The following is a 21,388-nucleotide window of genomic DNA, read 5'->3' as shown; positions in this document are numbered from 1 at the left end:
GTTTCGTGAACACCGGATAAGACGCCGGAGATAATGAGCTCATGACTCCAGTGTTTTTAGTCGATATAGTCATAATTAGTTACCTGAATTAATTACCTGAACCGCCAGATAGCGCATCTGATGATAATGAGCTGAAGACTCCAGTGTTTTTAGTCGATATAGTCATAATTAGTTACCTGAATTAGTTACCTGAACCGCCAGATAGTGCACCTGAGATTGGTGAAGACTCTCTCAATGGGGCATTGGGTTGGGCATAATATGCATCCAGCGTCGACACAGCCTTGCGGCCCTCGGTCGCAGACAAGGTCTCGCCCACGACGAGATCGCGCGGATTGGCCACCATCTGAGCTAAGGCACTGGCATTGGCGCAGCCAAAGTTGGCCGAACGTTTAAAACTATTGAGAATAGTCTTAGGCTCTTTGCCCGCATCACAATGGCGAACTAAGGTGCGATATGACTCGACCACCAGAGTCAGATCTTCAGAGGTGCTAGCAGACTCCCTCTTAAGTGTCCGTATCTGCGAGGGATATATGTTTCTAAGGTGCATCAAGTCACGTACAGAAGTCAGCACCTTCTCTCCCCGTAAAGAATGCGTTTCGATACGAACCCTGAGGTTGGCAGGATCGCCCCTGCGCAGTAGAAACTCTTCCAATGCCGCCCTATCTTCGCCATCGAGTGTCTCTGCGAGTAACCGCAGAGAAAATACATGGGTCACCGCTTCGATAGCGATATTGGGCTGACGTTGTATGGGATCGCCGGAGCAAGCAAAAAGCAGACTGCTAAGCAGTAATAAAATAATTAAGCGCATGACTCACCTCAGTAATAAAATCCGTTGTCGCCAAGCAGACGCAGCTGACGATTATCGTTCGGGTTAACTTGCGTATCTGTCGAGGGGTTCACTCCACTACGGGGCCAAGCCAACAGACGCTCCACATCGCTCATAGGAATGAGCCCATCTGTCGGTAGAGGCAATGAATCTCCACGTGTGGGTTCGACCAGATAGACAGTGGCTATGATGATCAGCTCAGTCTCTTCACGCTTAAACTCATTGGAGCGGAATAAGGCTCCGAGAATGGGGATATCGCCAATCCAAGGCATCTTTTGCATCTGCTCAATGTCGGTGGATTGCAATAGGCCGCCGAGAGCGAAACTCTGGCCACTGGCCAGCTCTATGGTGGTCGATGCTTTACGAGTCATAAATACCGGAAATGATGAGTCTCCCATCACCACATTGGTGCTTTGAGATATGGTGCTGACCTCAGGCTCTATCTGCAGGCTGATGCGATTGGGACTCAAGACGGTAGGTTTAAAATCCAAACGCACACCGAAGGGCTTGTATTCTATGCTGACGGTATCGCCATAAATCAGGGGAATGGGCACCTCTCCACCCACCAAGAAGGAAGCCTTCTCACCACTTATAGCCGTCAGGTTTGGCTCGGCTAACACAGTTATCATGCCATTGGTCGCTAACGCGTCGACCATGACCGAAAGCTTGCTAAAACCAAGACCATCGCTGAAGGCGAACTTGCCGGTGCCAAATCCCTGGGAGCCCCACTTAATACCGAGTTTATTTGATACATTGCGTGATACCTCGGCGATCCTCACTCTCAGGTTGACCTGAGTCGACATGGTGATCTCCAGCTGATTGATCAGCTCACCTTTACTGCCTGTACCCGATTGAGACTCTTGCCCGCCGCCATTTTGACCTTGTTGCTTAGAGCCTTTTGCCTGACCCGATGATTTCCCGCCCTGCTGCTTGCCTTTCGAGGACTGAGGTTGGGAGACATAACCTTCAGACAGACGAACTATCTTCTCCGCCATGGTTGGTGTCGGCACCCGGCCCTTGAGAAAAAGTTTTCCTGCGATAGATTCGGCGCTGACTAAGGCGTCAGGGAACTCACTGCGGATCAAGCCGTTGAGCTCAGTGACGTTGTGACTGACCTTAACGCTTGCCGAATAGATGACATTCTCATCGGCATCGAGTACGTAAAGGGAGGTGGTGCCGGCACGCTTACCAAATACCATGATCTTGGTATTGGTCAATGCCTGATAATCGGCGATGGTATTACTGGATATAAAAATTGATTTGGCCGTTTTAGGCAGTTGCACCAATTCTGCTTTATTTAAGGTCACGGCTAAGGTCATATTTAATGAATCAGCTTGTGATGCCCCACAAAATAACAAGACACACACAAAGGAAATAATTACTTTAATCACTCTTGTCCCCAGTTTTATTTAGTACACGCTTTTCATCGGCTCTGAATTCAACTAAGCCGATATTAGGTTGGACACGTTTAATATCGGGAAATATATCGGCGATATTTATTTGGTCTTGGCTATTGGCTTCATCAACTGAGTCATTATTACTACGCAACACTAGCGTCAATATGCCTAACTGATTGGCTAAAATTATTCTGTTGGCCTGCTTTGGCAATACTTCTAATGTCACCGCACTGTCATCGGGAATAAAGCCTTTATACTCCTTCTGCGCCGCTATATATTGTTCGACTTTGACCGCATGATTGAAGGCAAGAACACGAACATTCCTCGCTATGGTTTTCACATACAAACTCTGAGTATCATTACCTCGGGTGCGAAGCTCCTGCTCCTGAGAGGCTAATAATAAGACATCGACAAAATCCCCTGGGCCCACTAAGCCTGAGTTTGCTGTCACCTGATCCACAGGCACAGAAACCGCTCGATATCCGGGACGAAGAGACACAGACAAGAAGCCGCCCTCCTCAGGCTTAAGAAAGTCCGACAGACTCATGATATGTCCCGCAGTAAACGAGCTCACAAGCACTGAGTCATTGAACTTGAGGATGTCGAACTTATCCCTATCTATGTAATCCACTAAGTTGGTCAGTTGATCTTCATTCAAAGCTTGCCATTCGAATAAAGAAGCACTGAATCGCTGGCCGGATTTAATTAGCTGCTTAGCCACGAGAATTTCGTGTCTTACATTCTCAGTTTTTATATTTATCTGCTTCTGGGGCGCAGAAATACTCAGGTATAGGCCTATAAGGCCAGCCAGAGATATAAAAACCGAGAAATACATTAAACGTTTTACTGTCATTATGAGTATTTCTATTTAGAGAAGATGGAGCTGTTCCATCTATTTAAAGATTAAACTTATGAATCATCCTGAATCGTTTCCAGCTTGGAAACTATGGTCTCGTAGGCTGCATCTATGGCCTTAGTCAACTTGCCATCTTGGCCCAAGAAACTAAACATAATAAGAGACATGGCTGCCGCCAATATTGCATATTCAATTGCGGCTGCGCCGCGCTGTTTTTTCTTCATAGTGTTCATCATATTTTTTATTCCTATGGTGTTAATGGGCTTGAATTAATATTCGATATACCCTAGTTATTTGCCGCGTAAGCGATACAGAGAGGAAATGGTGTTATAGCCCCCCTCATAGGTCACATATGTCTCGCTTCCATCTAGTTTTAGGCATCTCTTTCTTTTGCCGGAATAACCTAAACTTGATTCATCCGATGAAACATAACAGGCTAGTTTATTGTAATTAGCACTCACTTCATTATTGATAAATACTGATTTATCATATGGATAAAGAGTATTTACTTCAGCGAAGCTTGGTATTGCCCATGTGGTCAGACCGCACAGTGAAGCGGTATTAACCTCATCAAGAATCCCTGCAAGATCATTGAATTTTTTAAACCTTGCACCGCCTTTATCATCGAATAACTGCCAGTAATTGCCACTAGTCTTGTCTCGAGCGCACTTGGCATCAGCCAACACCAAGGTCACCGAGCCATTCATATCGATCAATTCATAGGGAGATATTTCACTGACAAAGCGGCTGATAAAAATCTTGCCATCGAGCTCAGCAACAGATTTGTCGAAAAAATCCTTGCTGGAGCCATAATTGTTAGCGGTTTTAAAGGTGAAAGCCTGCTGCTTGGCTCCGTCACTGGCATGGGCCTTACTTAGCCAATAAAAGAAACGTTTGCCGCCGCTGTACTTATCATATTCATCGGTTAAGGCCAGATGATGGGGAAACACACTGGTGTCTATGGTTCTAGAATAACTGCTACCTGAGGTGGCTAAGGTTTCTGTCTGGGTCAGGCCTGGTACCTGCCAATCGCTATGCCCGCAGTAGTTGGCATCATTGCGGCGTTGCAATAGTCCACTGGTGCCCATTACGTTCGACTCTGTATTAGTGCCATCATCGAATGGCAAGTTATCTAAGCCCCCTGGCAAACCATCACCCAGCAAGGTCCAGATCCTAGAATAATTAGCAAATCGATTGTCAGATACACAACGCCAGCCTTGGGCGAAGCTGGTATTGCTCGGCAAATAGTCACCGTTAATATCCAGCTTACTGAAATGGGTGCCGATCACGGCATCAGCCACGGGCACGGTATAACCCTCGCTCTTAGCGCGTGTTAAGGCCTGCATTGCTGTCGTTTGCGCCCATGTCACATCTGCGCCGGACTCGAGTGAATTTAAGCGTGCAAGCAAGATATTGAGCTCAGTATTGATGGCATCACTGAGCCCTCCAGAGTCAACCGCTTGGGTTAACTCCATATGGATCACATGGAAATCTTTCAGGCTCAGCTGTAACTGATGAATAGCTTGATACAGCTCAAGTGCCGCGCCGTGCAATACCTGACCATTGTCTCCGGCTATGGAGTTCACCTTGTCGGTCACATCGTGCAGATTGGTTGCCAAAACCAACAGATAATTAAGGGCATTAAGCGCCTTTATCGAAGCCTGAGTTCGGTTCAGTAGCAGGCTAGACGCCGTCTTCTGCGCCTGCAGTTCAGCCAAGTTAGATTGTAATTCTGCCAGGTTTGCACTCGTCGTAGTGGGACGATTTTTTATGATCAGATCCACATAGAGTCCATATGCCACATATGCTTCATCGAGCTCAGTTGTCAGTGCCATCGCCTCTACGTTCAAGGCTTGTATATCCAGCTGAATCTTCTCCACATCATTCAGCACAGGAGCAGCTTTAGCCATCTCGGTTAGCAAGCTGGCATTTAAGCTGATTTCTCTGGTCTCTAAGCTATTCACCCGAGTCACGGCATCACTGCTAATAACTAATAGTTGCGCCATCACCTCACTGGTCTGTGCCATTTTCCAATAAGGGTAATATTGTGAGCCCATGGTGCCTGGCGTCGTGATAGCACCAGAGTTATAAACCACATAATCTGAACCTGACTTAGCCCAGAAAGAGCCATTGCCTTTACTCATGTTCACAGGCTTACGACTGCCCGAACTGCTTATGCCTGTCGATGCCATCACCAGTGACTCAGGGGCGGCGTCCCATCCACTTAGGCCACAAACCGAATTAAGATTAATAGCGGCCAGTTCGTCCACAAGCTCTGCCCTGTCTATATAGCTTCTTAGATTTTCCCAATAGCTGGGCTCGCCCTCGCCATTGGCATCAAACTGTGCCCAGCACACTTGGTTGGTATCGAAACGATATTGATTACTGCCATTGTAAGACTCGGAAATCGTCACCACCTTCCCAACTGACAGCATGGGGACAAATTCCATGGCGACAAAATCTCCGCTGGCACCTGTGGCATCCATGGTTTTTCCTGGCGGATTAACTTCTCCGGTCTTGGCGTTGCCACGTACTCGGATCTGTAACTGATCTTTTGCATAGGCCTGTGGACCCATGTGTTGCGGGTTACTGCTTACACCAGTCCAGCTCAGACCAGCATCTTGGCTATATTCATAATGTGAGGCCTGGCTAAAGCCTGGAACCCAGTTCCACGAGAGGCCATTGGTGATTGTGCCACCGCTGACATTGACAATTTGAGGATTGCTAGGTGCTTCGGCTTGTACCCCAGCGATAAAATCTGCGGTACTGACAAGTGCCTTACCCGCAGGCATACCATTAAGCGCATTAGCTTTGACGCGAACCTGAACCTGGCCGGCAGCGAGACTGACATCCCCCAGCAGCAAGGGCTTCTCACTGACAAGCAACCAACTAGTGCCGCCATTGACAGAAAACTCATAGTCACTCGGGCGGGGGAATTCCATTACAGTCTGCCAATCGAAACTGTTAAGATTATCGTCCTGCAGTGGGTTTATCGGTGCATCTGGCTGAGATGGCTTGACCGTATAGCCCAAGACATTGACCAAGGGTAAACCGGGATCTCGGCCCGTTAAGGCATCTCCCTTCACCCGGACCTGAACTTCACCGGCCTGATAAACATTATCAAGCAACAACTGATAGGGATTAGCATTGGCTGTTTTCCAGTCCTGAGCCGGCGTCTTGATTTCATAGGCCGTGACTTGCTCAAACCCAGATGTCCATTGCCAACCTAAGGTATCGAGAGCATCATCGCTAACCGGTTGAGTAGGCGCGCTGGGAGTAACAGGTTTAAGTGTAAAGGCGGCCTCAGAGCAGAGTATTGATCCCGTTACATGATTGCCAACGGCATTGGCCATGACTCGTACACAAACCTGACCAATGGCAAACTCACCATCGTCGATCACCGCAGGTTTAGTATTGACCCCACCCCAGGTTTGCCCTGCATCGGTTGAGATCTCATAATGTGCCGCGGATTCAAAGCCCGGCACATAAGCCCAATCGAAGCTGTCTGCAATGTCATCTACGACACCATTAAGCGCCGCTACAGGCTTGCCTAACTCTTGGGTGAACCCTTGAGTTATCACAGCAGAAATACCTGCAGGCATACCATTGCTGGCATTCGCTGGCACACGTATTTTTATGGTGTTAGCTGGATATTCTCTATTACCGACGAACTCTGGATTACTGCTCGCCTGACGCCAAGAGGCGTCCAAATAAATCTCATAGTCAGCCACCAGGGGAAATGCCGCCAATGGCTGCCAACTAAAGCTGTCATGGTCATCATTGACTGTGAGAACAGTTGGCGCTGTGGGGCGAGCTGGAGTCACAGTGAACGGGCTCATCGAAGAGATGATATGACCGGCCGGACTATTGAGGCTGGCTCCCGCGATTAACCTTAGCTGCACAGCACCTGCGGCGATAGCGAGATCCTCAACCAGCTGAGGCTTAGCCGTTATCGGCTGCCAATTGACTCCCCTATTCAGTGAGTATTCATAGGAGGCATAATCTGTGTGCTCAGGAACCAACTGCCAGTCGAAACTATTAGTCGCATCATTGATTATCAGGCTAGCTGGCGCCGAGGGCGTAAGTACTCGAGTAAATACCTTGTCTGACAGCACAGGTAAGCCTGCCTGACGACCTAGATTTTCATCGGCGCGGATCCTAACTTGAATCTCGCCAACCCCATAGGCATCTAAGCCAACATAGAGGGGCATGGCACTAGCCGCTTGCCAAGTTTTACCGCTATCGAGTGAATATTCATAATCATTTATATGGGTGAAATGACCTACCCAGCTCCATGAAAACGTGTCGGATTCATCATTGACCACGCCAGACTTAGGCGCCTTAGGTATGATAACCACCCGATTATTTAAGATCTCATTTGGTGACAGCAGCACGTCCGCAACATGCTCACGAACAATTTCATCCATGGCCTGAGGGTTATTGGTTCCCACCAATTTATCTGTCCGACTTTTAAGCCCGGAGAGATCCAGCAAGACCATTTTGGCTCTGGTGCCCTGACGAGCTATGATTCTGCCAATCCCCTTCTCCACCGAGGCCTGCTCACCGGCCTGCATGATCTTGGTCAGGCCCTGAGCCAGCAGGTGTAATTCCTTATCTGTCCTTTCCTGACCAGCAAGATAATCTGACATCAAGATATCTGCATCTATAGCCAGCAATTGCGCCAGCACTTGCTTAGCCGTCTCAAAATTTGTGCCTCTCTGTTCGGCTATTGTGCTGATCAGGCTGGTAAATGGTGTCACCAGTGCGGCTTGAGTCGCCGGGGCTGACAGCACGAATGCCTTGTCGATTTTCTTATGGGGATGATCCATGTCTATGGTCTGATTAGGGATAGCCTCGACAATCACAGAGTAACGACTCAAGTTTATGTCGGTTACCGCCAAGGTATATTCACCGCTCGCTCCGGTCAGTACGCTTTCACCATCATGGCTGTCACAATACAAGTTGCGGTTGAGATCGATACACACCCGGGCATCTTTCAAATAGCCGTCCAGCGCCACACCCGTCAAAGTATTTTTCGGGATCACGGGATCCACCGTCGATACAAGTTTACTGTCTGGCTCCGAGCCGCCACAGGCGACTAAGAAAGACGTTAAAACGAATGTTATCGCCAAAGATGATGGCTGACTTCTGAACACCATTGAAATAGACCCTTACGCAGATTATTTTTCAACCAAATAACATTGGCTTTACATTTTCGGCGAATAATAATGTGAATGAGATCCATTATCAATATCATTTGGCGTTTTATTCTGTTAATTTACGCCACTTTGATTAGATCGACTGCTTTTTCGGCGCTTAACGATCTTTTATTTCGATATATGACGATGTTAATATTATGAGCGAATGTTTAAAAATATCTAAAATTGCTTTGTTGATTGCCAGTTGTACCTTGATGACGGCTTGCGGCGGCGAGGATGACGGTACAAGTACCCAAGGTGAAAATCATTATCTCTATGGAGAAATGCCCGTTTGCCAGGATGTGGATCTTAATGGGAAATGCGGCGTTCTTGAACAGAGCGTCACCAATCTTGAAAGCCTGACGGCGAGTGGGACTGGGCCATTTTTGATCGACTCGAATGGCTACTTTCTCACCGCCAATAGTGAGGCTAAACTCGTCAGTCCATTTACGACTCTGATCCAAAACGAGGTGCAATTTAACCCTATCGTTTCGGGAAACTCAGATCTGGCAAAAGTGTATTTACAGAAGATATTCGGGGATAAATATAATATTAATTTCGTCGACCTAGATGTTATTCACGGACCCGAACATGAAACTGCACAATTAATAGCTTCTTTCCGACATGCCATCTCATTATCCGGTGATTCAGACTATTTAAAAATAGCCGCAGCCGTGGATAAAATGGTGACAAATAGAACATTTGATATAAGGGCATTACTCAGCCAAACAGATCTTGATGCCAGCTTCGTGAATTTAAATAATCAGTATCTCTTGTCTGGCTCATATCCACTCAGTTCACTGGTATCGCCAAAATCGATCACCATGAATGAGAACACAGGTCTCTTGTTGGCACTAACTTCAGACGACAAGCTGCTACAGATCAATACCGGCACAGGCGCATATTCATCGTTTCCCGCCACCTCGACACTGGCTTCTCCTCAGAGAAGCGCTTTGCTCAAGGACTCAGATCATGATGATGACGATGACGATGACGACCATGATGATGACGATGATGATGATCATTGTGAATATGGTATCTGTACTGACCCGGGTAATACTCAAGTCACCTCCAGCCTTACGTTTGCCGCTCAGGGCCTGAGTAATAAACAAGCCTATTTAATTTATCAGCCAACCCCCTACGGCGATAATTCAATCAGCAATACTTGTAACGCCTCCGGGGATAACGGCATCTATCTGTCTGAGATAGGCAAGAGCACTAAATCCACCAGCCCCACAGGCATGAAGAAACAATTTGTTATCGACAGCTATAGCGGCGCATCGGGGACGGGTCCCATAGTGATCGAGAAGCCAGTTCTCCCGGTATCTGAAGCTGAATGTTTCAACAACCATATCAATTGGTTAACTCCTATTTACAGCAAGAAACGAGTGGTTGCAGTATTCACCAATGGTTCGGGATATACCTCAGAGCTGAAGTTGTTGGACAGCGAAACCTTAGTGGCAAGCAGTCAGGTCTATAACCTGAATACCGCCACGCCAGGCCTGGTACTCAGTAAACAGGAATCTGAGCTTTTGGTCACTCAAGGCAGCTATGGTCAAAGCATGATCTTAGATAGCGAGACTCTGGCCCCAAAGCACTATATCGATAATGCGGATATTTATGACGCCTGCTTCGTCAATGATGATCGCGAGCTCCTGATAAGCGATGGTACAACTCGTGTATCTTGGCTCGATACACGCTCCTCATATCAGCCTATCGCCAGCCTGGAACTCGACAGTAGAGTCAAGCGTCTAGTGTCAGATCCCGAAGGAAGATACAGTTCGGTACTGACGGCTAACCGTGTCTATCTACTCGATAATGCCGAGCGGAAAATCATCAAGTCGATGCCCTATGATAAGGCCAATCCATACGGCATGAGCATGCTCACAGACAAGATCATCATCTCTCGCTATGGGGCCATAGATTATATTCAATTCGCTAATCTTGTTGGCTCATCGATAAAGGTCGGCTATCAGATGCTCTCACGGGATCTGGTGACTCTCTGGCTAAATAATTCCCAAGCAGGCCTGCACTCCACGACCTTAGCGCATGTGTTAAGCACTAACGGCGAGAGCCAAGCTATTAGCCGTCAGTTTGAGGATATAGATATCGAGTGGTTACCAACCAATGCCACCACGGCGGCCCAGGTGCAACAGGTGAAACTAACCGGTTATTATCGCGGCGAGCGCATCAGTTTGTACAAGGTATTGAAATAAAGATCACCTGCAAGCCATAAAGACCTCAGCCCGAGTGCAGCAAAAGTGCGGCGCTCGGGCTGAATTTGCCAAGAGTTCTATATCTTTCCTTCCTGCCTTTTAAATTTGATCCAGCCACAGGTATCTGTATCGACTTAATCCAGATTCAGTTAGTAAGTGAATTCAGATATTTAAAAACATCATTAATTAAAATTTTCTATGGCTAGTTTTTGCAATTGTTTATATCGACAATGAATTAGTACCTATTGATCAATAGCATGAGCTTAGGTCGACCATGATTCCTAACATAATTTTACTTATCCCTAATACAAATCCCATGAACATATGTTAATTTTATATTGATTTTGAATTCAATATAAAATATAAAAACACCAGTTTCATTCAAATATTATAAATGCCGTTTCTATTGGTCAGTCGTATTTGTTTAATCGGTCGTGATAAGTAATTTGATCTTGCTGTAAGTATATTTTTTAATTTTGAGTGTTCTATTAACCCTGGTCCTAGATAAATAGGAAATATGAACATGTTAAAAAAACAACTAATAACAGTAATAGGTTTAACCGGCATGACAATCTGTATGTCATCGGTATATGCAACACCACAGGCTCCCGTCGGTTGTGGCACTGAATCCGCTATGGAGCGGCTCTATAAACTCAATCCCAGTTCACTACAGGAGGCTAAATCTCTTGAGCAAATGACCTTAGGGAATAATCATGCTATCCGCTCGACGGCGGCCAGCTCTCCCTCGGCTCAACTGGTTACCAGCCCAACCTATGTTATCCCCACGGTTTTCCATGTCTACGGCACCTCATTTAATGGCAAGTCGGTTGACGACTCCATCATCATAGATGCCCTGCTAAAAACCAATGAAGACTTTCAAGGCTTGACCTCGGATTTCAATGAGATAATTCCTGAGTTTTCCGGAGTTAAAGACACCCTGAATATCGAGTTCAGACTGGCTAAAATTGACCCCTATGGCAATGCCACTTCGGGTATTGTTTACCATGCCAATGCCTGTGGTGCGGGAAACTACAGTGATACCAATGTCGCCAATGATAATTGGGACAACTACAAGTACATGAATGTCTACATTCAAAATGATCTCTACTGTGATGGCACTACCAATAACTCAGGGGTCGCCTGGTATCCCGATACCTCTATGTCCAATGCGGGTATTGCTCGTGTCGCCTATAACGGTGCCTATCTTGGCCTGAATACCAGCGAGAACTTTCGCTCGGTATTAACCCATGAGTTTGGCCATTATCTAAACTTGATCCACACCTTCGAGGGAAGCTGTAGAAAACCGAATGAAAACAAATGCTCATCCACAGGTGATCAAGTGTGTGACACGCCTCAAGTGGACCACAGCAGCCTAGGTTCGGCAGCGAACTGCATGGGACAAGTTACAAACTGGCAAAACTTTATGAACTACTCCAGTCAGTATGCCAACTTCACCTACAACCAGGTGTCTCGCTCGACCAATGCCATCAATAGTGCGGCCCGAAACACCCTCTGGACTCAGGCCAACCTTGTCGCCACGGGTACAGATAATAGTGGCGGAGGCACTAACCAGAGTCCGATTTCCGTAGTCAATGGACCCTATTCGGGCCTAGCCAACTCAAGCATTACCTTCAACAGCGGTGGCTCATACGATCCCGATGGCAACATCAATAGTTACAGCTGGAATTTTGGAGATGGCAAGCAGAGCAATCTGGCAAATCCGAGCCATAGCTACACAGCCCCCGGAAACTATACCGTCACACTCACAGTGACCGACAATCAGGGCAGCTCGGCGAGCTCCTCGACTTCGGCTGATATTACCGGTGGCAGCACAGGGGGAAATGAACTCCTCAATGCCAGCCCAAGATATGGACTCAGTGCGAATACCGGTCAGTACCTGCACTACTTTATCGACCTGCCTGCAGGCGCGAGTAACTTACAGGTAAATATCAGCGGTGGTAGCGGCGATGCAGATCTGTACACACGTTTCAACGCAGAGCCCACAGATTCGAGCTATAACTGTCGTCCATACGCCAGTGGCAACAACGAGAGCTGCAGTGAGCCAAGCCCTTCTGCCGGACGCTGGTATGTCAGCATCAAGTCCTATAGCGCATTTGCCGATTTAACCTTAGAGGCCAGCTTCACTAGCGGTGGTGCTAACTCGGCGCCAGTTCCTGTGATCAATGGCCCCTATAACGGCACCACAGGCAATGGAGTAAACTTCAGCAGTGCAGGTTCTAATGATCCCGATGGCAACATCACGGCATACCAGTGGAGTTTCGGTGACGGTACAAGCAGTAGCCAAGCCAGCCCCAGTCACACTTACAGTGCTCAGGGCACCTATTCAGTCAGCCTCTCGGTGACTGATGATGCCGGTGCGACTGCCAGCTCGACAACCACGGCGACTATCTCGGGCGGCTCAGTCCCAGGAGGAATAACCGATGCCTGCGCCACTCAAAGTCCAATAGATTACATCAGCTTAGATAGCGGTGTTCCAGTTTGTGTCACATCCGGGACTGGCGGTGTACTCTACTTCTATTTTTATAATGAAGCGGCGACATCGGCCAAGATAACCACCGAGCACGGCTCTGGTGATGCCACTCTCTATTACCGTGCCAGCAATTGGCCAACGGCCTCACAATACGATGCCCTCTCGGCTAATCCAGATAACAGCGAGAGTATCTCCATCAACAATCTGGCTGTTGGCTGGAATTATATAATGATAAATGGCAGTCATTCTGGCATGAGCATACAAGTAGACACTCAGTAAAATTTAAGTAGGCCCATAAAAACGCAGCTTATGGCTGCGCTTTATTTAAGCAATATAATCAATACGTTACCTATCAACCGCTAGCAAAATCCAAGCTCTATTATTAACCTGCCAGCTCTTATATCTGCTTGCTTCACGACTCCCCAGGCTCTGACTCCTAGACTCAGGTTCCTAAATTCAGGTTCCTAGACTCAAGCCCCCCACCGAAGGTGTCTCTTTGGCTACCTGAGTTAACAAAAAATCCTGATTTAGTTCATAGAACATGTGTAGCTTGATTAATCTTATTACTGGCACTTTTCTCTGCCCTGCTACACTTAGTTTAACTATCGGTCGCTTAAAAAGGAACGGTAATGGACTACTCATATAGACTCGTTAGGCTTGCGCTATTAAGTTTTTCCTTATCCGCTATAGGGTTATCTGGGGTCGATGCTAACGCAGCCAACCCCGAGCTAAAATCGGCCAATCAAAGCATTGAATCCTCTGCTGGACATAGAACTTTTCCCTCAGTTCTACTGCCTGAGCCCGCTAACGGTGAACATGCCATAGGGCTATTAGGTTCAAAACTGCCCGATCTTGCCTCCTGGTATGGAATGAGTACCGCACAACTCGCCAAGATGATAAGAGAAGACACCAGTGTCTGGTTAGATAAGCGCGGCCGCATCTTCTACGTAGAAATGGAAGAACCTACAGAGCAAAGCATCACAGAGCCTTTGACTACACCGGAAACAGCCCTTAACCAAGAACAAACCTTCAAACTACACAGCAAGCCTGGAGCCCCAAGAAGCATACTGCTGGATTTTGACGGTCACACCACCATAGGAACGGCTTGGAACAATAGTTATGGCACCCCCATTGTTTCTCCCGCCTACAATACAGAAGGTGTTCCCGAAACTTTTACTCAAATCGAGCTAGATAGAATTTACCTGATGTGGCGACAGGTCGCCGAAGATTTTGCCCCCTTCAATGTCGATGTCACGACTGAAGACCTCACAAACCCAGCAGACCTTGCTATCGATCCCATTGCCCGTGACACCTTTGAAGACCTACTCTTTGGTACTCGAGTGGTGATAACCCAAAATACCTTCTCTAACTGTGGCTGTGGTGGTTTTGCCTATCTTAGGGTATTCGATGATTACGGAGCCAATACCAATTACTACAAGCCAGCCTTCGTGTTTAACTCCAGCGTAGTCGGCGCCGGCGAAGCCATTACTCACGAGGCGGGTCATAACCTGGGGCTTAACCATGACGGACAAACCAATGGAACTGGCTACTATACAGGCCATGGCTCAGGAGCAACCGGTTGGGCGCCAATTATGGGAGTGGGTTATTATCAGCAGTTGGTACAGTGGAGCATGAACACCTATCCTCTGGCTAATCAGCCTCAAAATGACATTCAGCTCATTCAAGACTATGGTGCTCCCTTGATGACTGATGATCATGTCGATGATATGAGTATTGTCAACGACGTGACGGCCATGACTATCACAAGCAATGGCGCCACAGACCAACTCAATGGCTTTGGTATTATTCATCTGGGATCAGATCAAGATATGTTCAAGTTCGATGCTAACCTTGGTAACTACAGCATCTCAGTTCAAACCGATGACGTCAGTCCCAACTTAGACATAGAGGCCAGTCTCTATGATAGTAATGGTGTTTTACTGCAAACAGACAACCTCTCAGAGGTTTTATCTGCATCACTTAATGGTAGCTTCGCCAGCGCAGGAACCTATTTCTTAAAAATCGATGGTGTAGGAAAGGGAGACCCTCTCGATAAAGGCTATCCGGATTACGGCAGCCTAGGCCAATACATAATATCCGCAACGGTTCAGAGCGTCTCAAACCTTCAAGGCCCAACGGCTCATATCGGCGCCCCGAGTTATTTGCCAGATTATGCCCCCGTATCAGTGTCATTTACGAGTACAGGCTCGGAAGATGATGGCACCATTGTGAGTTATGACTGGCTATTCGGTGACGGAACGGGAATGACAACCACAGATCCTGTCGATGATCCGGTTCATGAGTACCTGGCCCCAGGGGAATATACCGCCAGCTTAACCGTCACAGATAATACAGGCTTAAGTGACCAAGATTCGATTGCTGTGTCTGTGATAAATCGAGCGCCAATTGCGGTCATAGCAGGAGATCCACTTACGGGACAGGCACCACTGCAAGTTGCTTTCGACAGTACCGGGTCGCAAGATGATGATCCCCAAAGCAGTATCAGCTTCGATTGGGACTTTGGCGATGGAGCGAGTTCGACTCAGGCTACACCAAGCCACCTTTATAGTGCAGCTGGTAACTATACTGCGACACTTACTGTCATCGACAACTTAGGCGCAAGTGATTCAAAATATATAGATATTAACGTCGAGACACCTCCCTTTATCAACCAAATCGCTTATGGTGAAATATTTACCGCAGGTTCAGTGAATGGCAACTACCAAGATTCGGCCTTAGGTAGCGACGCAAGTCAGACAATTACGGAGCGTCAATCCGGTGGTAAGAAACAGAACCGATATAGTTACCTGACTCATACCTGGTTGTTCAGCATAGCATCGGGAAACTTAGTGGAGATACATCTGGATGCCAGCATGTCCAGTCCACCCGATTTACCCACCTTACCCGACGATCAAATAATACTGTCTTACTCGGTCGACAATGGAGCCTCTTTCTCCAATTTTGCCACACTCTCAAATAGTGATAATGGCCATTACAGCGCTACCTTGCCCCAAGATGTGAGCGGAGAAGTCAGAGTAAAAGCCGAAGATAGCGACCAGAGTGCCGGCAATAACACCTGGTTCGACAGCATTACTATCGCTAACCTCTATATTCGCTCGGAAACAGATTCTAGCCTAACTCCCCCCAGTGCTCCCACAGGACTGAGCACCAGCTCGGTCTCTTCAAGCCAGATAAATCTAACTTGGCTTGATAATTCAACCGATGAGTCCAGCTTCAATATTGAGCGCTCATTAAATGGGACTAGCTGGACACAGGTGCAGACACTAGCCGCCGAGACCACCAGCTATAACGACACAGGTCTATCTGCCGACACACTATTTTACTATCGAGTTTACGCATCTAACGGTGCAGGTAACTCATTAATGTCGAATATAGCTACTCATTCCACTCAGCCAGCCAGTGATTTCAACTTGTCGGCTTCAGGTTATAAGTACAAAGGAGTTAAACATATAGAGCTTTACTGGCAAGAATATCAAACTGTCGATATTGTTTTGGATGAAGTACTTAGCCAAGGCCTTACGGGTATATCAGGCGCTGACACCGCAGGAGAATACTACTATGACCTAAATACTGGGCTCAAAGGCGGTAGCAGTCATTCGGTACAAGTCTGTGAGAGCGGTACGAGTAATTGCTCTGATACCTTGAATATAGAAGCCTTCCCTTCACTGTAATGAGCCATGATTAAACCTCTATCATCGGCCCATAAAAAAACGCAGCTCATGGCTGCGTTTTTCATTAGAAGTAATGGTTTAGAGTCACCTCTTATTCACTGGCTTGTAACAGAGTTAATCTTAGCTGCTAGTCATAGAAAGCTGATCACCCTTGGCTTCACTCACCTTATTACTCTGGCCAGCCTTATAGCCTATAAAGGCAAAGAAAAGAATATAGACATAACAAAGTGCACAGAGAACAAAACTCCACTTGTAGCCGATAGAGTCAGCCAAATAGCCCTGGAGTGGTGGCAAGATACCGCCACCGACTATCATGGTGCACAGCAGGCCAGAAGCTTTAGGAGTGAACGCGCCTAAGTTAGCAATTGATAAGGGGAAAATCGCCGGCCACATGACCGAATGACACAAACCACACAGAATAAGGAACAGGGCGGCTAACGGCACTTCTATGGCTGCCATGTCGCTAAATAATACGGGAATGGCCACGGTATTTTCCAGTGCGAAGGGCATAAAGCTACACAGGATAAGTGCTAACGCCGCTACTGTGACTATCTGCAATAGATATTGTGTACGGATCTTCTGACACACCACGAAGCCAATCAAACGGCCAACCATGGTACTGCCCCAGTAATAAGCCAGCAGAGGCACTGCCTGTTCGTGTCCAAGGCCGCCCATCTCAGGTGTTGCCAGATACAACATCAAAATCGAGCCGATAGAGACTTCGACGCCCACATAACAGAAGATACCGCCGGCACCATACATCAAGTGCTTATGGTCGAAAAAGGATCCCTTTACCTGGCTACCGGTCGCGGATGTGCTGACCTTGTCTATTTTCGGCAGTCGGGTGAAATAGATAAGTACCGCGATACCTATAATAGCCACGGCTTGCACCAAATAAGGAATTTGAACCGCTGCAGCCTTGGCGATAATATATTCACCATGAGAGGCAAAGTCTATCTCTTGTACGCTGGATAAGATCACCGCGCCGCCAACAATCGGCCCAATAGTCGTCGCAAAGGAGTTGAAACTGCCACCTAAGTTCATCCTCGCAGATCCGGTCTGATCCGGTCCAACTTTGACGATAAGAGGATTAAGGGCAACTTGCAAGAATGCTACCCCGGTAGCCAAAACGAAGAGCGCAAACAAGACTGCCATGTATTCCATGTAGTGAGCGGCGGGAATAAACAATAGATAGCCGACGCCCATGATAGCTAATGCCAGGACTAGAGAGCGCTTGTAACCTATTTTCTCCATCACTAAGCCTGCGGGAATAGCCCAGATGGCGAATGCGATAAAGAAGGCCGACTGCACAAACATGGCTTCCATGTTTGACAGCTGATGAATCTCCCGCATCACAGGGATAAGAATATCGTTCAATACTGTGGTGAAACCAATTATGAAATAGAGCACAACCAGTAACACCATTGCTCCCTTATATTGAGAGGCGACAAACACACTGCCAACTCCAGACTTACTATCTTGTGACTGAGAGCCTGAGCTCGTCATAGGGGTTCCGCCAGCCATATTCTTATCCTTAGATTATTATTTTATTTTTCTGATATCCCCCTGATAAAACCGACACTAAGCCAGTTACACACAAGTAAACATCTCGCTAACAATTGGATATCAATCATACACCGTTTACACTAACGCCTAGTGACAGCGCTGTCAATTACCTAAATTAGGCTTATTAACCGGTATCTGTCAGGCAATAGGAACACATGATAATTGCCTAGACTTGCTCCTTTATTGCCCTGCTCAATACAAAGAAACACAAAAATAGTGCAAGAATAAGCTGGCCCAATAAGGAGATAGGCATAGTGACACCGGCGTTATCTGACTTGAGCTATGTGGAACTGGCCCAACAGATTAAAAATATGCTGACTGAATAAGCCATTTTTTGATTCTTTAGCCCAGTTAGACCAGCTTATAGGAGATGACGTAAAGTTGTTCTGTGTTTGGGTAAACCTTACTTATTATCTGCTTCAATTTTGGCAGTGGCAGATATTCTTGCTCAGCGTGGAACTCGTTGATCTCGCTAAATAGAATAGGCTCTACCGATTCAATTTCGATATCACAGACCTTAATATTGGTTTCTAAGGTAAACACCTCAACCTGAGTACCCGGCACATAATGACACTCAGACTCATCCCTAATGGTGATGGTCTTCTTTCCTGATGCGACAAAGGGGCTGAGCATTTCAAAGAAGCTGATGCTTGTTGGTACGTCTTTCATTAATCAATCCAAATTATCTATTTTGTTATTTCGACTAACTTTAGTCAGCAATTTTACTCATGACTTTTCCTTCACTAAAACGGTATTGCCCGCTTCAATGGTCACCACATTTTTTCTTAACCAAGAATCTACCAATAAAGACCAGCAAGATGATGATTAGTCCCAGACATACACTGAAAGACCCCAAGGGCATAAACAAGCTTTCATGCAGGAATCCTTTCTCATCAACATATTGATAGAAAGTATTTTCCAGCAAGAGAAAAACACATCCTAAAACTAACAATAGGACAGATACAATAATCGCCTTTTTTCCGAGTTTATGACTCACTTGAGCTCACTAAATGGATGTGAATTTACCCGCAATTCTAAAGCTGAGAAGAAAATGGAGCAAGCAATAGATGACAATACAGCTTCGACCTTCAAGCACACTACCAATACCAACAAGCGATTTAAAAAATCTAACCACCTTGATTCGAAGCAGGCACACATCTGTTATAATTCGCCCAGATAAATACCATCCTAGATAACTACCCATGGGCGACGCCTTGAACATAAGCCATTCTGAACCAACATCTGATTCGACATCTGATGAGCACCTCTCAATCGTGACATTTCTTAACGAGATCAAAGCGACCTCTTTTGAAGCCATGAACGCCGAGACTCCGGCGCAAAAGCGTGCACTTAGCTATGCCAATACCATACTTCAATTATTTACTCAGATAATGGCAAAGAAGCAGCCGGCGGATCGCATTGTGGGTGAGTACTTTAGAGTCAATAAGAAGCATGGCTCTAAAGATAGACGTGTCATTCGTGAGAGTTTGTTTGCCCTATTTCGTTGGTGGGGATGGTTAAACAAGTTTTCCACTAGTACTGGTACTAGCACAGCAAATACAGGCACCCAAGCTTGGTTCACCATGCTGACACTTAATGCCCGTCTGGAATCTCATTCATGGGAGCCGTTTATTGCCGCCTGGACAGGCTTTTCAGGCCAGGGGAAAAACCTCACTCTCGAAGCTGGATCTGCTCTAGAAAATGTATCGGAAAAATGTGATTGGCTCACTCGTCAGTTCCCGACTATCTCTTTCACCACAGATGACTTAGTACCCGCTTGGTTCTGGCAGACTTGTCCTATCCAAGATGCCGAGCAGCGCTTGGCTATGGTCCAGGCCCTCTCTTCTCGCCCACCTATCTGGGCCAGAGTGCAAAATATCGAAACTAATGAGGCTATAGAGAAGCTAGCAAAATTAGATATCACCACCACGGCCAGTGAGTATTTTAGTGATAGCATCAGCCTGGGCCACAAGAGCATCAATCTTAACGGCCTGTCACTATATCGCGAAGGCGAGCTTGAGATACAAGACTTAGGCTCACAAGTTGTCGGCCAAGTCTGTAACCCAAGTCCAAATGATAACTGGTGGGATACCTGCAGCGGTGCAGGCGGTAAGAGCCTACAATTGAGATCTTTGATGTTAGCCAAGGACAAACAAGCCACAGGCACTATCATCGCCTCAGATGTGCGTCGTAAGCCATTAGAAGAACTAGCCAAGCGCGCTAAACGTGCAGGTTTTAAAGGCATCACAGCTTCTCCCTGGAAGTCTGATGATCTGCCCGTGGCTCATAATCACTTCGATGGCGTGCTGGTCGATGCTCCCTGTAGTTGCACAGGTACCTGGCGTCGTAATCCGGATATGCGCTGGATAGATGCTATTGAAACGGTTCTGGATAAACCTGGCCTACAGCTGGATATTCTCAGCCGCTCCAGTCAGGCAGTTAAAGCCGGGGCCACCTTGGTATATGCCACCTGTTCACTGTCCCCCTTAGAGAATGAAGATGTGGTCAATGCCTTCTTGGCTAAGCACACGGATTTTTCTCTGGAAGTCACCACACATCCGTTTACCGGTATAGAGGCGAGTATGCATCTTATTTTGCCATATCAAGCCGATACCGATGGCATGTTCGTCGCTCGAATGAAAAGAAGCAGCTAACCCCCAAAAAGCACTAGCAAATCTAAGAATATAGAGACGACCTTATGGTCGTCTTTTTATTGCCCTAGGTTTATCGACTCCTGTATTTCAACATAGGTAACTATTTCAATATTTATAGTGAGGACTCGAAACCTTGTCATCTTCCTGTCATCTGCCTTTCCTAGAATCTGCTTTATACCAAGTGTATTAAACACAAATAATTCGGATATTAAGATGTCAAATTTCTACGATAGTGATGATCGACTCTGGGATAGCCAAATAGACAGTGATAGTGACAAGCAAGAAGGTCAAGGTAAGCATAAGAGCAAGCGAGATAAACACAGGCGCAGAGAGTTATTGGATCTAAAGCGTCAACAAGGTAATTCACAACCCGAGCATTACTAAGCTCAGAGCAAGCTGTAATACCGCTAAGTTTGAATAGCTGTAAGGCAGCCCTTACTTAAAAAACTCAAGTTGGATTCCGCCCAAAATCATACCGGAATAATACATATC

At 46.7% G+C, this 21,388-nt stretch carries 13 protein-coding genes; 5 read left to right on the top strand and 8 right to left on the bottom strand.

Translation table 11 applies throughout. The features are described from left to right. Window positions 1–181: 181 nt before the first annotated feature. Genes SVI_RS05145 through SVI_RS05125 form a run of 5 tightly spaced genes read right to left on the bottom strand, consistent with a single transcriptional unit; the run spans window position 182 to window position 8,238 of the window. Window positions 182–808 carry a CpaD family pilus assembly lipoprotein gene (locus tag SVI_RS05145; RefSeq protein WP_013050382.1) on the bottom strand — a complete coding sequence of 209 codons (627 nt, stop codon included), beginning with the start codon at window positions 806–808 and terminating at the stop codon, window positions 182–184. A gap of 8 nt (window positions 809–816) precedes the next feature. Continuing rightward, on the bottom strand, window positions 817–2,217 hold the full coding sequence (locus SVI_RS05140; protein WP_041419709.1) for a type II and III secretion system protein family protein: 1,401 nt from the start codon (window positions 2,215–2,217) through the stop codon (window positions 817–819). Continuing rightward, complete coding sequence (gene cpaB, locus SVI_RS05135; protein ID WP_013050380.1) at window positions 2,210–3,076, bottom strand: Flp pilus assembly protein CpaB; 867 nt, start codon at window positions 3,074–3,076, stop codon at window positions 2,210–2,212. The genes SVI_RS05140 and cpaB overlap by 8 nt, the downstream gene beginning before the upstream one ends. 56 nt (window positions 3,077–3,132) lie before the next feature. Further along, a complete protein-coding gene (locus SVI_RS05130) occupies window positions 3,133–3,315 on the bottom strand; it encodes a Flp family type IVb pilin (protein WP_013050379.1) in 183 nt (60 codons plus the stop codon). 54 nt (window positions 3,316–3,369) lie between these two features. Then, a complete protein-coding gene (locus SVI_RS05125) occupies window positions 3,370–8,238 on the bottom strand; it encodes a hypothetical protein (RefSeq protein WP_013050378.1) in 4,869 nt (1,622 codons plus the stop codon). Window positions 8,239–8,435: 197 nt separating this feature from the next. On the opposite strand from SVI_RS05125, the gene SVI_RS05120 reads away from it, so the two are divergent. From SVI_RS05120 to SVI_RS05110, 3 genes are all read left to right on the top strand, one after another. Beyond that, window positions 8,436–10,493 (top strand): hypothetical protein, encoded by a 2,058-nt coding sequence (locus SVI_RS05120; RefSeq protein WP_013050377.1) that lies wholly within the window; start codon window positions 8,436–8,438, stop codon window positions 10,491–10,493. A 523-nt stretch (window positions 10,494–11,016) separates the two neighbouring features. Further along, complete coding sequence (locus SVI_RS20655) at window positions 11,017–13,263, top strand: M43 family zinc metalloprotease (RefSeq protein WP_049791031.1); 2,247 nt, start codon at window positions 11,017–11,019, stop codon at window positions 13,261–13,263. Between the two features lie 350 nt (window positions 13,264–13,613). Further along, window positions 13,614–16,676, top strand: a complete 3,063-nt coding sequence (locus tag SVI_RS05110) for a PKD domain-containing protein (RefSeq protein ID WP_013050375.1) — start codon at window positions 13,614–13,616, stop codon at window positions 16,674–16,676. A 120-nt stretch (window positions 16,677–16,796) separates the two neighbouring features. Here SVI_RS05110 and SVI_RS05105 read toward each other — a convergent pair whose 3' ends face one another. The 3 genes from SVI_RS05105 to SVI_RS21015 form a co-directional block, all read right to left on the bottom strand. Continuing rightward, on the bottom strand, window positions 16,797–18,200 hold the full coding sequence (locus SVI_RS05105) for a sugar MFS transporter (RefSeq protein WP_041419708.1): 1,404 nt from the start codon (window positions 18,198–18,200) through the stop codon (window positions 16,797–16,799). A 393-nt stretch (window positions 18,201–18,593) separates the two neighbouring features. Then, window positions 18,594–18,911 (bottom strand): N(4)-acetylcytidine aminohydrolase, encoded by a 318-nt coding sequence (gene yqfB, locus SVI_RS05100; protein ID WP_013050373.1) that lies wholly within the window; start codon window positions 18,909–18,911, stop codon window positions 18,594–18,596. Window positions 18,912–19,005: 94 nt separating this feature from the next. Beyond that, complete coding sequence (locus SVI_RS21015) at window positions 19,006–19,239, bottom strand: DUF3955 domain-containing protein (RefSeq protein WP_083779884.1); 234 nt, start codon at window positions 19,237–19,239, stop codon at window positions 19,006–19,008. Between the two features lie 277 nt (window positions 19,240–19,516). On the opposite strand from SVI_RS21015, the gene SVI_RS05090 reads away from it, so the two are divergent. Both SVI_RS05090 and SVI_RS21680 read left to right on the top strand, forming a co-directional pair. Beyond that, a complete protein-coding gene (locus SVI_RS05090; protein ID WP_013050371.1) occupies window positions 19,517–20,896 on the top strand; it encodes an RsmB/NOP family class I SAM-dependent RNA methyltransferase in 1,380 nt (459 codons plus the stop codon). Between the two features lie 213 nt (window positions 20,897–21,109). Further along, window positions 21,110–21,280: a hypothetical protein gene (locus tag SVI_RS21680; protein ID WP_013050370.1), complete on the top strand. Its 171-nt coding sequence runs from the start codon at window positions 21,110–21,112 to the stop codon at window positions 21,278–21,280. Window positions 21,281–21,388 lie beyond the last annotated feature (108 nt).

Source organism: Shewanella violacea DSS12 (assembly GCF_000091325.1).
Lineage (GTDB): Bacteria > Pseudomonadota > Gammaproteobacteria > Enterobacterales > Shewanellaceae > Shewanella > Shewanella violacea.
The sequence above is the reverse complement of the archived record's forward strand: the minus strand, read 5'-3'. Positions and strand labels throughout refer to the sequence as shown.

Bases quoted from the DNA above. Each gene is read 5' to 3' on its own strand.
- SVI_RS05110 (WP_013050375.1), top strand. From the start codon at position 13,614: ATGGACTACTCATATAGACTCGTTAGGCTTGCGCTATTAAGTTTTTCC.
- SVI_RS21680 (WP_013050370.1), top strand. From the start codon at position 21,110: ATGTCAAATTTCTACGATAGTGATGATCGACTCTGGGATAGCCAAATA.
- SVI_RS05130 (WP_013050379.1), bottom strand. From the start codon at position 3,315: ATGATGAACACTATGAAGAAAAAACAGCGCGGCGCAGCCGCAATTGAA.
- cpaB (WP_013050380.1), bottom strand. From the start codon at position 3,076: ATGACAGTAAAACGTTTAATGTATTTCTCGGTTTTTATATCTCTGGCT.
- SVI_RS05125 (WP_013050378.1), bottom strand. From the start codon at position 8,238: ATGGTGTTCAGAAGTCAGCCATCATCTTTGGCGATAACATTCGTTTTA.
- SVI_RS20655 (WP_049791031.1), top strand. From the start codon at position 11,017: ATGTTAAAAAAACAACTAATAACAGTAATAGGTTTAACCGGCATGACA.
- SVI_RS05105 (WP_041419708.1), bottom strand. From the start codon at position 18,200: ATGGCTGGCGGAACCCCTATGACGAGCTCAGGCTCTCAGTCACAAGAT.
- yqfB (WP_013050373.1), bottom strand. From the start codon at position 18,911: ATGAAAGACGTACCAACAAGCATCAGCTTCTTTGAAATGCTCAGCCCC.
- SVI_RS05145 (WP_013050382.1), bottom strand. From the start codon at position 808: ATGCGCTTAATTATTTTATTACTGCTTAGCAGTCTGCTTTTTGCTTGC.
- SVI_RS05120 (WP_013050377.1), top strand. From the start codon at position 8,436: ATGAGCGAATGTTTAAAAATATCTAAAATTGCTTTGTTGATTGCCAGT.